This is a genomic window from Priestia sp. USM5, from assembly GCF_058323215.1.
The window spans coordinates 4,490,001-4,502,979 of sequence record NZ_JBSGKN010000001.1; the positions used below are offsets into that span (position 1 = coordinate 4,490,001).

Sequence of the window (12,979 nt, forward strand, 5' to 3'; positions counted from 1 at the left end):
AAGGAGCTCATTACTATGAAAAAGCGACTCATGCTCCTCATTTATATAGGAATGTGTATGCTTTTAGCTACAGCCTGTGCACCGCAAGATGAAGAGAACAATGGTATGGATTATGATCAAACAAAGAAAATGGTTGTTGATATTTTAAAAACAGATGAAGGAAAAAAAGCAGTCGAGGCAATTATGAAAGACCCTTCTGTTAGACAAGATATTTTAATGGATCAAAACGCGATAAAAGATACAATTTCTCAAACCCTAGTATCAGATAAGGGCGTGGAATTTTGGAAAAAAGCCATGGATGATCCGAAGTTTGCTGAAAGCTTTGCTAAAAGTTTGGAAAAAGAAAATAAGACGGTCATCAAACAACTAATGAAAGATCCTGAATATCAAGGAATGCTTCAAGATGTTTTAAAGGATCCGGCTATGGAAAAAGAAGTACTGACTGTTTTAAAGAGTAAAGAATATCGCACTTATTTACAAAAGATTATGACCGAAACGTTTGATAGCCCTCTTTATCAATCTAAAATTCAAGACATTCTTTTGAAAGCCGCTGAAGAAACACAAGGTGGACAAAAACAAAGCAGCGACGATGGTGGTTCTTCTTCCGCTGGATCTGACTCAGGCGGAGAACAGCAACAGCAGTGATTAAATACGCATCTCACATGAGATGCGTATTTAATTATGTCATTTATTTTTATTAAAAAACCTAAATGACTTCTTTATATTTTTTAATACTTAGTATTTTTATTGGAATTGTAAACTTTAATTCTTAGCTTTATGGTAAAATATTAGAAATTAACACAATCGTTTTATAGCAAAAGGAGGGAATTCGATGGAATTTCGCGTTATTAAAACGTTTCAAACCATTGTTCGTTTAGGAAGCTTTCAATTAGCCGCTGAATATTTAAAGTACTCTCAGCCTACCATTACACTGCACATTCAAAAGTTAGAATCCGAACTAGGATTTAAGCTTTTAGAACGAGGAAAAAGCATTAAACTTACTGAAGCAGGTAAAATCTTTTACGAACGGGCAAATATTTTACTAAAGGAATATGAATATCTAAATAATACCTTAAAGGATTATTCAACAGGCGAAGCTGGCACGATCCGTATAGGTGCTGCAGAGCCTACAGCAAGCAGTCGACTGCCTTCCATTCTCTCATTATTTAAAAAAAGATATCCCAACACAGAAATTAGCTTACTCGTTGCAGACGAAAAGCACCTTCATCAACATATACGCAATCAAGAAATTGATTTCGCGATTGGCACTGTATCAGAATCGTTCAGAGATATAGAGTTTGAGGCATTGCTAACAGAAAAACTTGTGCTGCTACTACCATTCAATCATGCGCTAACAAAAAGAAAAACAATCTTTGCAAAAGATTTAATACACGAAACGCTGATTACAGCTGGGCAATCTTCCGTTCAAAAGAAAATTGCCCAGCTAATCTTTGAACGAACAGGACAGTTGCCTGCTAAAGTCCAGTTAGGCACTATTAGCACACTTCAGCATTTTGTAAAAGAAAACTTAGGAATAGCCGTTGTTCCACAAATAAGCGCAACTCTTCCGCCGGATCAAGTGGTGGTTAAAACGATTCATGACTTACATGAGGGGCCTGCAATCGGCATTTTAAAGCACCAGTCTCACACCGTAAGTACAGCTGGAAAAACATTTTTAGCTCTCTTAAAACAAAACCTCGCATTTGATTTAAAAAAGACGCAGATTGAACTCTCTGTATAATAATAAAAAGCACGCGCTCGAACAGCGCGTGCTTTTTATTATTTTCCTGTTGCTGCTTTTTCATTTTCGCAAATAAATGCAATCTTGCTTGCAATCTCTCCATATATTTGACCTAAACGATGCGATTCGTCGTAAATGGAAGGTGCAAAATCTTCTTCATTCCAATCAGGCTGACTTAACGGAAGCTGTCCTAACAGCTCTGTCTGAAGTTCCTCAGCCAGTTTCGGACCCCCGCCTTTACCAAATACATACTCTTTTTCCCCTGTTAGCTGGCTTTCAAAGTAAGCCATATTTTCTACAACTCCAATGACCTCATGATCGGTTTTCAAAGCCATAGCACCCGCTCTAGCTGCAACAAATGCCGCTGTAGGATGTGGTGTTGTAATAATCACTTCTTTACAAGCAGGAAGCATGGAGTGAACGTCTAATGCGACATCACCTGTTCCTGGAGGTAAGTCTAGTAAAAGATAATCTAATTCTCCCCATTCAACTTCTGTAAAGAAGCTCGTCAACATTTTTCCGAGCATAGGTCCTCGCCAGATAACAGGTGAATTATCTTCTACAAAGAAGCCCATGGAAATAACTTTTACTCCGAAACGATCAACTGGAATAATCTTTTCACCTTCTACTACAGGACGTTGTGTGATTCCCATCATGTCTGGGACGCTGAATCCATAAATGTCAGCATCAATTAAACCAACTTTTTTTCCTAAACGAGCTAGAGAAACGGCTAAGTTAACAGAGACTGTTGATTTACCAACGCCTCCTTTACCGCTGGCAATAGCAATAAATTCAGGTGCATTCGGACTAGTTAGTAAGTTGCCAGTATTCGGCTGCTCAGCGCGGTACTGCTGAAGTTCCTCAGGCGTAAACTCAACAAATCGCAGTCCAACCGACTGTACACCTGCTTTTTTTAATTCTTCTACAATTGTGCCTTGCAGGCTCAACTGTTCACTCGTACCTGTTTTTGCAACAGCAATCTTCAGGCTTATATGCTTTTTTTCAGCTTTGATTGTTATTTCTTTAATCGCATCTGTTTCTGATAGTTTTTTATTTAAAAATGGATCTGTAATTTCCCCTACTACTTCTTTTACTTGCTTTTCCGTTAGCATACTCCCACCACCATGTTAAAATCTATTTATTTATACTATCAAGTATATCATACATATTAGATTTTTCTGAATAGAAGGGTGCTATGCTTTTTATTTAGGCTTTTCTCCAGTAAAATACCGGCTGACTCCTTCATAAATGGATTCAGCTAACTTTTTTTGATAGCGTTTCGATTGAAGCATTTTACGTTCTGTAGGATTTGACAAGAATCCTACTTCAACCAAAGCACCGGGTGGCTTAGAATGCTTAAGAAGGTAAAGAGTTTGAATAGCTTTTGCTTCACGGGTCGTATTGTCCAGATTATTTCTTAGCTCTTGTTGAATGAGTTTGGCCACTTGCTCGTTTTCTTTTAGGGATCCGTAATAGAAAGTTTGAGCCCCTCTCCACGCAGAGGATGGAATAGCATTCAAGTGAATACTTAAGTACAAATCAGCGTTGGATTTATTAATCATCGTTAAGCGATTTTTTAAGTCTTCTACTTTTCTGCGACTGTATCCTCTTGTATCTTTGGCCGCTAGGTCTTCGTCTTTTTCTCTCGTCATAATAACAAGTGCCCCTTGCTCTTGCAGATAGTCTCGAAGCATTAACGAAATTTTAAGAGTTATTTCTTTTTCAAGCACCTCATCCTCTCCTACCGCTCCTCCATCAACACCGCCATGTCCAGGATCTAGTACAATAACTTTCCCGCTAAGAGGAAGTGAAAGCGAACCGGATGATGTTCTATGATCTATTTGATATTGTACAATGACAAAAAGAACGAGAAGCGCTATAATTGTGCTCATTATTTTTACTTTAGACATTTTATCCCTTCCCTTCTTGCCTCACCTATTTATTTCTATATGGGACAAGAACGGGAATTATGAGTACTTTTTAATGCAAACGTAAACGGCGTCTTTTTTCTGCGGTTCGATAACCTTCTTTCCACCAGTCTTGCACATATCCTTGACACAAATAATACAGACCATCTTGATAAAGATCTGTTACAGACATGCTGACGGCTCCGTACAATGTATCAATTAAAAGAGACTCTTCTTGCTTACTGTGCTTCTGAACATCTTCGTAGCCTTTACCACGTTTACTCACCCGGGCACCTAATAAAAATGATTCGATAGCAATGTCAAGACAGTACTCCTCCACATGTTCGTCTCCTAGCATATTCCACTGAAACATTGGATGAAAATAACGGCGCAGCCTCTCTTGAAGCAAATCAAACGATAGTTCCCTTAGGACTTTGCGTTCATATTTCATTTCTTTTTCATAACGTTTTTCTTTTAAATATGTAACCTCGTTCACGATAACACCTCCCTTTTTTACATATTGTCTGCACAAGCCTTCGTCTCATACGCAAACAACAAATAAAAAAAGCCTTGGTCCAAAGACCAAGGCTTGAAACGTAATATAAAATTAACGTTTTGAGAATTGTGGTGCACGACGAGCGCCTTTAAGACCGTATTTTTTACGTTCTTTCGCACGAGCGTCACGAGTTAATAGACCAGCACGTTTTAATGTTCCACGGTATTCAGGGTCTGCTTCTAATAAAGCACGAGAGATTCCGTGACGAATAGCGCCAGCTTGACCTGCATAACCTCCACCATTAACGTTTACAAATACGTCATAGTTACCTACAGTTTCAGTTAAAGCAAGTGGTTGTTTTACTACTTCACGTAGTGCAGCAAATGGAATGTATTCTTCGATTTCACGACCGTTGATTGTTACGCGACCGTTACCTGGTACTAAACGTACACGAGCAACAGAGCTTTTACGACGACCAGTTCCGTAATATTGTACCTGTGCCAAGATAATAACCTCCTCTTATTAATTATCCGCGAAGTTCGTAAACTTCTGGTTTTTGTGCTTCATGTGGATGTGTTTCACCAGCATACACATGTAATTTTTTGAACATTTGACGGCCTAGGCTACCTTTTGGAAGCATGCCTTTGATTCCTAATTCAAGCATTTTCTCAGAGTAGTTAGTACGCATTTCTAATGCTGTACGTTGTTTCAAACCACCTGGGTGCATGCTGTGACGGTAATAAATTTTATCAGTTAATTTTTTACCTGTTAATTCGATTTTTGACGCATTGATAAGGATCACGTGATCACCAGTATCAACATGTGGTGTAAAAGTTGGTTTATGTTTACCGCGTAAGATTGATGCTACTTCACTTGCTAAACGACCTAAAGTTTTACCTTCAGCATCGACAACATACCATTTACGCTCTACTTCGTTTGCTTTCGCCATGAAAGTTGTACGCATGAGTTTCCCTCCTAATTTTCATCATCAATTATAAAATTATTTCAACCTTCTATTTCAACACGATTAATTTCCGGGGCTAACCGTGGGGTTAAAATACATACCATATGATATATTATATCTTTAAGCTACTAATGTCAAGAAAATGTTACACCAGGTTTAGTTGTCATAGAAAACGCGCCATAAATATAGTCCTTGCGAAGGCGCAGTTTTCCCTGCACGAGGACGTGATTTGCTTTCTAGAATATCTTTTATAGCATCTGGTTCAATACGGCCTTGTCCTACTTCTAAAAGCGTTCCAACAAGAATACGAACCATATTATAAAGAAAGCCACTTCCAACGAATCTAAACACAAGCTGACTATTCTCTTCATACATATCAATCTTGTAAATCGTACGAATCTTATCTTCCACTTCTGTCCTCGCTGAACAAAAGCTTGTAAAGTCGTGTGTACCGAGTAAATATGTGATGGCTTTTTTCATTTTTGAGTAGTCTAATGGATAAGGGTAATGGTATGCATAAGAACGAGTGAAAGGATTTCGATCTTCGCCGCGCAAAATATGATAGCGATACTCTTTTGAAGTAACGTCATACCGGGCGTGAAAATGTGCATCAACTTCACATACATTCTTCATTACAATATCATCTGGTAGCATTGAATTCAATGCTTTTTTCCACTTATCACATGGAATATTTAGGTTTGTGTCAAAATGAATGACTTGCCCCTGTGCATGAACATTTGTGTCCGTTCGTCCAGAGGCGTAAATCGGAACTTTTTTGTTATGCATTTTCTCTAAAACGGCTTCAATCTCCAGTTGAACTGTTCGCTTATTGGGCTGAACTTGATAACCTGAAAAGTGTGTGCCGTCGTATGCAACTATACATTTTAAACGTTTCATCTTTTCACCAAACAATCTTTACGTTCTAATCAGCACTAAAACAACTGCTACTGCCAGCAGAAGTAAAAGCATAATTGTATCTATGCTTCCCCATTTTAATTGACGATACTTTGTACGCCCTTCTCCGCCTTTATATCCTCTTGCCTCCATGGCAATAGCTAGCTCTTCAGCACGCTTAAATGAACCTATAAATAAAGGAACAAGCAAAGGAACGACAGCTTTCAACCGATCCGTAACGGGACCGCTGCTAAAGTCCACTCCTCGTGCTGTCTGCGCTTTAATAATTTTATCTGTCTCTTCCATCAATGTAGGAATAAAGCGAAGAGAAATGGACATCATTAAAGCTAATTCATGAACAGGAAGCTTGAGCTTTTTAAATGGATTCAACAAGCTTTCCATTCCATCTGTTACTTCAATGGGCGTAGTCGTTAACGTTAGCATCGTCGTAATTAAAATTAAGAACAAGAAGCGCAAGGAAATTAAAACACCTTGAATAAGGCCGCCTTTATAGACAGAAAACCATCCCCATTCAAACAAAAGAGGACCTTCCTTCGTCATAAAAATGTGCAAAAGAAACGTAATGATAATAATAAATAGAACGGGCTTTAACCCTCTTAAAATAAAGGAAACGGGCACTTTACTCATGGCCACTATCACAAGGGTATACACACCTAAAAAAGCATAGCCGATAGGGTTATTTGCTAAAAACACAATTAATACATACGCAAATACGAGAAGCAGCTTGGCCCGAGGATCCATTCGATGGACAACAGAATGACCCGGGACATACTTACCAATAATGATTGAGTTCATCATATTCGTTCACCTTGCTGCATAAGGTGCTGCACTTTCTCTACCACTTCAGAAAAGGTAATAACCGTATCCGATGCTTCAAGCTGAAATTTCTCTTGCAGCTTCAGCATAAAGCGAAGCGATTCTGGAACATCCAATCCATATTCTTTTAGCTGCGTATGCTGACCGAAAACTTCTCTAGGTGACCCTTTCATCGCAATCGTTCCTTTATTCATTACAATTAGCTCATCAGCGTACATAGCTGCATCTTCCATGCTGTGAGTCACGAGAATCGTCGTCAAGCCTTTTTCTTTATGAAGACGATAAATCATATTCATAATTTCTTGACGGCCTCTAGGGTCCAATCCAGCAGTTGGCTCATCTAAAATTAGCACATTAGGATTCATCGCTAGAATACCTGCTATCGCTACACGACGCATTTGTCCACCACTCAAATCAAAAGGAGATCTGGTGAGAATGTCTTCTGGCAACCCCACTAACTTGATAAGCTCTCGTGCTTTTTGCTTTGCTTCTTCTTCCAAAACGCCATAATTCATTGGTCCAAAAGCTATATCTTTTTCCACCGTTTCTTCAAAAAGCTGATGTTCTGGAAATTGAAACACCACGCCTACTTGCTGACGAATAGCTTTTAAATTCTTTTCTTTTCGATTGGCTTTAATGGTGCGCTCACCGATTTGAATTTCACCAGCAGTTGGCTTCAATAAAGCATTCAGATGCTGTATGATTGTTGATTTCCCAGAACCAGTATGGCCAATAACAGCCAAAAATGTACCTGATTGAATGCTTAAATTTAAGTCATGTAGAGCAATTCGTTCAAATGGTGTATTAACTTGATAACGATGCTCTACTTCTTTGAATATAATGTCCATAGTTCGTCCACCAAGTCCTCATCTGTTAAATGAATTTTTGATAAAGGAATTCCTACGGAAGCAAAACGATGGCTTAGTTTAACGGAAAACGGCAAGTCTAGTCCAATATCCGTTAACTTGGAACCTAATGCAAATACTTCGCGTGGAGTACCTGTTGCATAGATCTTCCCTTTGTTCATCACAACGACTCTGTCAGCCATTGCTACTTCATCTAAATCGTGGGTAATTGAAATAACCGTCAGTTGTTTTTCTTCTTTTAATTTTCTAACAGTTTCAAGTACTTCAGTTCGTCCAATAGGATCTAACATAGATGTTGCTTCATCTAGAATGATAACAGATGGCTGTACGGCAATTATACCCGCAATGGCCACACGCTGTTTTTGTCCACCTGATAGCTGATGAGGCTCTTGATCCAGAAAAGCACTCATATTGACCATTTCGATTGCTTCAGGTATACGTTTTTCCATAATCTCAAATGGAATCCCGTTGTTTTCAAGCCCAAACGCAATATCATCTTGAACGGTTGAGCCAACAAATTGATTATCTGGGTTTTGAAACACCATTCCAATCTGCTTGCGCACATCCCATATTGTTTCTTCAGATAAAAGAGTATCGCCCACTCGAACCGTTCCTTTTTCAGGTAGCAAAAGGCCGTTTAGAATTCGTGCCAGCGTCGATTTACCAGATCCATTATGTCCAGCTATCGCTAACCATTCACCTTTATAAGCAGAGAGAGAAAGGTGATCTAATGTTAGGTCTGCTTCAGGATCGTATCGAAAGCATAAATCTTTTACCTCTAAAGACATTTCTTTCAACGCTATCTTCCTCTCAGCTTTTTCTATTGCAGCATTGCCTACATTGGTTTTTTACGCTATTTACCCGGTTTAAGGTATAAAAAAAGGGCAACGACTAGTTACACACTGTCTCGCCCTTTTCTATCTGTATTAAAAATATTAAACTAATTCAATGATAACCATTGGAGCACCGTCACCACGGCGAGGTCCAACTTTTAAGATACGAGTGTAACCGCCTTGGCGATCTTCGTAGCGAGTAGCGATATCGCTGAATAGTTTTTGTAAAGCGCTTTGACCAGCTTCCTCGTTAGCTACTTCATTACGGATGTAAGATGCAGCTTGACGACGAGCGTGTAGATCTCCACGTTTACCTAAAGTAATCATTTTTTCAACAGTTGAACGTAATTCTTTTGCACGAGCTTCAGTTGTCTCAATGCGTTCACTGATGATTAAATCAGTTGTTAAATCACGAAGAAGCGCCTTGCGTTGTGCGCTTGTACGACCTAATTTACGGTAAGACATGTGAGGTCCCCTCCTTTGTTAAGTAGTTAAACAGGTAGATATAATCAGTCGTCCTTACGTAGACCCAAACCTAATTCTTCAAGTTTAGCTTTAACTTCTTCTAAAGATTTACGGCCTAAGTTACGAACTTTCATCATATCTTCTTCTGTTTTATTAGCAAGCTCTTGTACAGTATTGATGCCTGCTCGTTTTAAGCAGTTGTAAGAACGAACAGATAAATCCAGTTCCTCGATCGTCATCTCTAGAACTTTTTCTTTCTGGTCTTCTTCTTTTTCTACCATGATCTCTGCTTTTTGAGCTTCATCTGTTAAGTTAACGAAGATATTTAAGTGTTCCGTTAGAATCTTTGCACCTAAAGCAACAGCTTTTTCTGGCTCGATGCTACCGTCAGTCCAAACATCCAACGTTAACTTATCGTAATTTGTCATTTGACCAACACGAGTATTTTCTACATAATACGATACGCGAGTAACAGGCGTATAGATTGAGTCAATTGGAAGTACACCAATTGGTTGGTCTTCACGCTTGTTAGCATCGGCAGGATTATAACCTCGACCTGTGCGAGCAGTAAGTCTCATACGGAAATGAGCATCTGACTCAAGTGTTGCAATATGAAGATCCGGATTTAGAACTTCGATATCACTGTCTGCTTGAATGTCAGCAGCCGTTACTGTACCAGGACCTTTAACATCGATCTCAAGTGTTTTCTCTTCATCAGAGTAAATCTTTAACGCTAACTTTTTAACGTTTAAAATGATGTTTGTTACATCTTCAACAACTCCAGGAACTGTTGAAAATTCATGTAATACACCTTCAATTTGAATAGATGTTACAGCTGCACCAGGGAGTGAGGATAATAGGATACGACGTAAGGAGTTACCCAAAGTAGTACCATATCCACGCTCAAGTGGTTCGACGACGAATTTACCGTACTTTCTATCATCGCTGATTTCTACCGTTTCGATTTTTGGCTTTTCAATCTCTATCAATATAAACCCTCCTTCAAAACGTCGAAACCTCGGCTAGACGGCTGATTTCTCAAATGCCTAACCGAAATTCCCTATTAGACAGTTCCCGAATGTGCACAACAAATGGAAAACATTTCGTTGCATGAATAAATTCTACACCATCATCATTATAGACAACGAAATAGAATCTATACATATTAATTATACACGACGACGTTTTGGTGGGCGGCATCCGTTGTGAGGTACAGGAGTAACATCTCTAATAGCTGTTACTTCTAAACCTGCAGCTTGAAGAGCACGGATAGCTGCTTCACGACCAGCACCAGGGCCTTTAACTGTAACTTCAAGAGTTTTCATTCCGTTATCCATAGAAACTTTTGCAGCAGCTTCAGCAGCCATTTGCGCAGCAAATGGAGTGGATTTACGAGAACCTCTGAAGCCAAGTGCGCCTGCACTAGACCAAGCAATCGCATTACCGTGAACATCTGTAATTGTTACAATAGTGTTGTTAAACGTTGAGCGAATATGAGCTACACCAGCTTCAATATTCTTTTTCACGCGACGTTTACGTGTATTAGTTTTACGTGCCATCTGTTAATGACCTCCCTTACTAATTATTTCTTCTTGTTCGCTACAGTACGGCGTGGGCCTTTACGTGTACGAGCATTGTTTTTACTGTTTTGACCACGAACTGGTAAACTACGACGGTGGCGGATACCACGGTATGAACCAATCTCAATTAAACGTTTGATGTTTAAAGAAACTTCACGACGAAGATCGCCTTCTACTTTATAGCTATCTAAAATATCACGAATTTTACCTAATTCTTCTTCTGTTAAGTCACGAACGCGAGTATCTTCAGAAACTCCAGCTTCAGCTAGAACTTTTTCAGCAGTTGGACGACCAATACCGAAAATGTATGTTAATGAAATTACTACACGCTTGTCACGAGGAATATCAACACCAGCAATACGTGCCATATGAATAGTGCACCTCCTTATTGATTAACCTTGTTTTTGTTTATGCTTAGGGTTTTCACAAATTACCATTACTTTACCTTTTCTACGGATAACTTTACATTTTTCGCAGATTGGTTTAACTGATGGTCTGACTTTCATGTTTCATACCTCCTTGATAGTACGGAGTGCATAGGTTTTATTTGAAACGGTACGTAATTCTACCGCGAGTTAAATCGTATGGTGACAATTCTACAGTTACTTTATCACCAGGTAAGATTCGAATGAAATGCATGCGAATTTTTCCTGATACGTGAGCAAGTACTGTATGACCATTTTCTAATTCTACCTTGAACATAGCGTTAGGTAAAGTCTCAGCAACTGTACCTTCAACTTCAATTACATCGTCTTTTGCCATTAAAGTGCTCTCCTTTCTTTGAAACAGTAACAAGCTATCATTAAACGACTTAAAAAGAACCTGTTCTGAACATCCGGAGATCGTAATCATTAAATTCAAGATGATTGACGCTAATATACATCTTTACCATTTTAACAGCAATTCAGACGAAAAACGATCATCGTGAATTTAGATAATTACTGTTTACTGTCCAGTGCATCTAGCGAGGAATGGATAGAGATAACATCCTTTAACATTACAATGCTGTCAGAATTTCATATCCCGTCTCAGTAATTGCAATAGTATGTTCGAAGTGCGCACACATTTTACCATCCACTGTCACAACTGTCCAGTTATCAGGTAATGTTTTTACATATCGCATACCAGCATTCACCATTGGCTCAACTGCCAATACCATGCCTGGACGTAGACGCGGTCCTTTATTCGGTGGACCATAATGAGGTACTTGCGGATCTTCATGTAAGTCTTTGCCGACACCATGGCCAACATATTCTCTTACAATCGAAAAGTTACGTGATTCTGCGTACTGTTGAATAGCATGTGAAATATTCGACAAACGCTCACCCGGCTTCGCTTCTGCTAATCCTTTGTAGAGAGATTGCTCAGTCACATCAAGCAGCTCTTGATTTTCTAATGAAATCTTTCCTACTCCGTATGTCCAAGCTGAGTCACCGTGATAGCCACCGAATTTAGCTCCGATGTCTAAACTGATGATATCCCCTTCATTAAGCTTGCGTTCTCCCGGAATACCATGAACTAATTCTTCATTCACAGAAGCACATACACTGCCGCGAAAACCATTATACCCTTTAAAAGACGGAATTGCATCATGTTGACGAATAAAATTTTCAGCAATTGCATCCAATTCTATAGTCGTAATACCTGGAACGATATGTTTTTTCAACTCTTGATGAGTTAAAGCCACGATTCGTCCAGCTTCACGCATGACCTCAATTTCCTCTGGTGTCTTGCAAATGATCATTGCTTAACCCCAGCAAGTAATTGACGAACATCCTCAAACACAATGTTAATATCTTGATTACCATTAATATTGCGTAGATAACCTTTTTCTTGATAGAAATCAAGTAGAGGTTGAGATTGTTTAACATTAACTGAAAGTCTAGTTGAAACCGTCTCAGCATTGTCATCTGCACGTTGATAAAGCTCTCCGCCACATTTGTCACAAACTCCTTCTTTCGCAGGAGGATTGAATACTAAGTGGTAAGTAGCTCCGCAATCTTTACAAATGCGGCGTCCAGTAAGACGCTCCATTAAAATGCTTTGATCTACATCAATATTAATCACATAATCAATTTGCTTGTTTAGTTCTTTTGTAATTGTTTCAAGAGCTTCTGCTTGGGCTACTGTTCTCGGGAAGCCATCAAGTAAAAAGCCGTTTTCACAATCTTGTTTGTTTAAACGCTCGCGCACAATTCCAATTGTTACTTCATCAGGAACAAGGTTACCTTGGTCCATAAATGATTTAGCTTTTAAACCTAGTTGCGTTCCTTCTTTAATTGCAGCTCGGAACATATCTCCTGTTGAGATATGAGGGATATCGTAATGCTCAACGATTTTTTCTGCTTGAGTACCTTTCCCAGCACCAGGAAGGCCCATTAACACTAAATTCATTT

The 12,979-nt window shown here is 39.0% G+C and carries 19 protein-coding genes; 2 read left to right on the forward strand and 17 right to left on the reverse strand.

The features are described 5' to 3' along the window. Nucleotides 1-15: 15 nt before the first annotated feature. Together gerD and ACWATA_RS23585 are read left to right on the forward strand one after the other, a co-directional pair. Complete coding sequence (gene gerD / locus ACWATA_RS23580) at nucleotides 16-645, forward strand: spore germination lipoprotein GerD (RefSeq protein WP_033580786.1); 630 nt, start codon at nucleotides 16-18, stop codon at nucleotides 643-645. A 187-nt stretch (nucleotides 646-832) separates the two neighbouring features. Then, on the forward strand, nucleotides 833-1,741 hold the full coding sequence (locus tag ACWATA_RS23585; protein ID WP_165636550.1) for a LysR family transcriptional regulator: 909 nt from the start codon (nucleotides 833-835) through the stop codon (nucleotides 1,739-1,741). A gap of 38 nt (nucleotides 1,742-1,779) precedes the next feature. On the opposite strand, the gene ACWATA_RS23590 is transcribed toward ACWATA_RS23585, so the two are convergent. The 17 genes from ACWATA_RS23590 to ACWATA_RS23670 form a co-directional block, all read right to left on the reverse strand. Continuing rightward, complete coding sequence (locus ACWATA_RS23590) at nucleotides 1,780-2,853, reverse strand: Mrp/NBP35 family ATP-binding protein (RefSeq protein WP_165636549.1); 1,074 nt, start codon at nucleotides 2,851-2,853, stop codon at nucleotides 1,780-1,782. Between the two features lie 90 nt (nucleotides 2,854-2,943). Then, the gene (gene cwlD, locus ACWATA_RS23595; protein WP_014462005.1) at nucleotides 2,944-3,651 is read right to left on the reverse strand and encodes an N-acetylmuramoyl-L-alanine amidase CwlD; all 708 of its coding nucleotides are present in this window, start codon (nucleotides 3,649-3,651) and stop codon (nucleotides 2,944-2,946) included. A gap of 70 nt (nucleotides 3,652-3,721) precedes the next feature. After that, complete coding sequence (locus tag ACWATA_RS23600; RefSeq protein WP_028412723.1) at nucleotides 3,722-4,144, reverse strand: DUF2521 family protein; 423 nt, start codon at nucleotides 4,142-4,144, stop codon at nucleotides 3,722-3,724. Nucleotides 4,145-4,255: 111 nt separating this feature from the next. Then, nucleotides 4,256-4,648, reverse strand: coding sequence for a 30S ribosomal protein S9 (gene rpsI, locus ACWATA_RS23605; RefSeq protein WP_013054959.1), 393 nt, complete (start codon nucleotides 4,646-4,648; stop codon nucleotides 4,256-4,258). A gap of 22 nt (nucleotides 4,649-4,670) precedes the next feature. Next, on the reverse strand, nucleotides 4,671-5,108 hold the full coding sequence (gene rplM / locus ACWATA_RS23610) for a 50S ribosomal protein L13 (RefSeq protein ID WP_013054958.1): 438 nt from the start codon (nucleotides 5,106-5,108) through the stop codon (nucleotides 4,671-4,673). A gap of 156 nt (nucleotides 5,109-5,264) precedes the next feature. Beyond that, nucleotides 5,265-6,005: a tRNA pseudouridine(38-40) synthase TruA gene (truA, locus tag ACWATA_RS23615; protein ID WP_013054957.1), complete on the reverse strand. Its 741-nt coding sequence runs from the start codon at nucleotides 6,003-6,005 to the stop codon at nucleotides 5,265-5,267. Between the two features lie 18 nt (nucleotides 6,006-6,023). Then, entirely contained in the window at nucleotides 6,024-6,821 is a 798-nt protein-coding gene (locus ACWATA_RS23620) for an energy-coupling factor transporter transmembrane component T family protein (protein WP_028412724.1), read from the reverse strand. After that, nucleotides 6,818-7,687 carry an energy-coupling factor ABC transporter ATP-binding protein gene (locus tag ACWATA_RS23625; RefSeq protein WP_028412725.1) on the reverse strand — a complete coding sequence of 290 codons (870 nt, stop codon included), beginning with the start codon at nucleotides 7,685-7,687 and terminating at the stop codon, nucleotides 6,818-6,820. Before ACWATA_RS23625 ends, ACWATA_RS23620 begins: the two co-directional genes overlap by 4 nt. After that, nucleotides 7,663-8,502 carry an energy-coupling factor ABC transporter ATP-binding protein gene (locus ACWATA_RS23630; protein ID WP_013054954.1) on the reverse strand — a complete coding sequence of 280 codons (840 nt, stop codon included), beginning with the start codon at nucleotides 8,500-8,502 and terminating at the stop codon, nucleotides 7,663-7,665. Before ACWATA_RS23630 ends, ACWATA_RS23625 begins: the two co-directional genes overlap by 25 nt. A gap of 138 nt (nucleotides 8,503-8,640) precedes the next feature. Beyond that, complete coding sequence (gene rplQ, locus ACWATA_RS23635; RefSeq protein ID WP_013054953.1) at nucleotides 8,641-9,003, reverse strand: 50S ribosomal protein L17; 363 nt, start codon at nucleotides 9,001-9,003, stop codon at nucleotides 8,641-8,643. Between the two features lie 44 nt (nucleotides 9,004-9,047). Beyond that, nucleotides 9,048-9,992 carry a DNA-directed RNA polymerase subunit alpha gene (locus ACWATA_RS23640; RefSeq protein WP_013054952.1) on the reverse strand — a complete coding sequence of 315 codons (945 nt, stop codon included), beginning with the start codon at nucleotides 9,990-9,992 and terminating at the stop codon, nucleotides 9,048-9,050. 180 nt (nucleotides 9,993-10,172) lie between these two features. Further along, complete coding sequence (gene rpsK, locus ACWATA_RS23645; protein ID WP_028412666.1) at nucleotides 10,173-10,562, reverse strand: 30S ribosomal protein S11; 390 nt, start codon at nucleotides 10,560-10,562, stop codon at nucleotides 10,173-10,175. A 23-nt stretch (nucleotides 10,563-10,585) separates the two neighbouring features. After that, nucleotides 10,586-10,951 (reverse strand): 30S ribosomal protein S13, encoded by a 366-nt coding sequence (rpsM, locus tag ACWATA_RS23650; protein WP_013054950.1) that lies wholly within the window; start codon nucleotides 10,949-10,951, stop codon nucleotides 10,586-10,588. A 24-nt stretch (nucleotides 10,952-10,975) separates the two neighbouring features. Next, a complete protein-coding gene (rpmJ, locus tag ACWATA_RS23655; RefSeq protein WP_003156543.1) occupies nucleotides 10,976-11,089 on the reverse strand; it encodes a 50S ribosomal protein L36 in 114 nt (37 codons plus the stop codon). A gap of 37 nt (nucleotides 11,090-11,126) precedes the next feature. Beyond that, entirely contained in the window at nucleotides 11,127-11,345 is a 219-nt protein-coding gene (gene infA, locus ACWATA_RS23660) for a translation initiation factor IF-1 (RefSeq protein WP_010285101.1), read from the reverse strand. Nucleotides 11,346-11,580: 235 nt separating this feature from the next. Continuing rightward, entirely contained in the window at nucleotides 11,581-12,327 is a 747-nt protein-coding gene (map, locus tag ACWATA_RS23665; protein WP_028412665.1) for a type I methionyl aminopeptidase, read from the reverse strand. Next, entirely contained in the window at nucleotides 12,324-12,977 is a 654-nt protein-coding gene (locus tag ACWATA_RS23670) for an adenylate kinase (protein WP_013054948.1), read from the reverse strand. Before ACWATA_RS23670 ends, map begins: the two co-directional genes overlap by 4 nt. Between the last annotated feature and the right edge of the window lie 2 nt (nucleotides 12,978-12,979).

Coding starts and splice junctions, on each gene's coding strand:
- rplQ (WP_013054953.1), bottom strand. CDS start 9,003: ATGTCTTACCGTAAATTAGGTCGTACAAGCGCACAACGCAAGGCGCTT.
- map (WP_028412665.1), bottom strand. CDS start 12,327: ATGATCATTTGCAAGACACCAGAGGAAATTGAGGTCATGCGTGAAGCT.
- ACWATA_RS23625 (WP_028412725.1), bottom strand. CDS start 7,687: ATGGACATTATATTCAAAGAAGTAGAGCATCGTTATCAAGTTAATACA.
- ACWATA_RS23590 (WP_165636549.1), bottom strand. CDS start 2,853: ATGCTAACGGAAAAGCAAGTAAAAGAAGTAGTAGGGGAAATTACAGAT.
- rpmJ (WP_003156543.1), bottom strand. CDS start 11,089: ATGAAAGTCAGACCATCAGTTAAACCAATCTGCGAAAAATGTAAAGTT.
- cwlD (WP_014462005.1), bottom strand. CDS start 3,651: ATGTCTAAAGTAAAAATAATGAGCACAATTATAGCGCTTCTCGTTCTT.
- infA (WP_010285101.1), bottom strand. CDS start 11,345: ATGGCAAAAGACGATGTAATTGAAGTTGAAGGTACAGTTGCTGAGACT.
- gerD (WP_033580786.1), top strand. CDS start 16: ATGAAAAAGCGACTCATGCTCCTCATTTATATAGGAATGTGTATGCTT.
- ACWATA_RS23670 (WP_013054948.1), bottom strand. CDS start 12,977: ATGAATTTAGTGTTAATGGGCCTTCCTGGTGCTGGGAAAGGTACTCAA.
- rplM (WP_013054958.1), bottom strand. CDS start 5,108: ATGCGTACAACTTTCATGGCGAAAGCAAACGAAGTAGAGCGTAAATGG.
- ACWATA_RS23585 (WP_165636550.1), top strand. CDS start 833: ATGGAATTTCGCGTTATTAAAACGTTTCAAACCATTGTTCGTTTAGGA.
- rpsM (WP_013054950.1), bottom strand. CDS start 10,951: ATGGCACGTATTGCTGGTGTTGATATTCCTCGTGACAAGCGTGTAGTA.
- rpsK (WP_028412666.1), bottom strand. CDS start 10,562: ATGGCACGTAAAACTAATACACGTAAACGTCGCGTGAAAAAGAATATT.
- ACWATA_RS23620 (WP_028412724.1), bottom strand. CDS start 6,821: ATGATGAACTCAATCATTATTGGTAAGTATGTCCCGGGTCATTCTGTT.
- truA (WP_013054957.1), bottom strand. CDS start 6,005: ATGAAACGTTTAAAATGTATAGTTGCATACGACGGCACACACTTTTCA.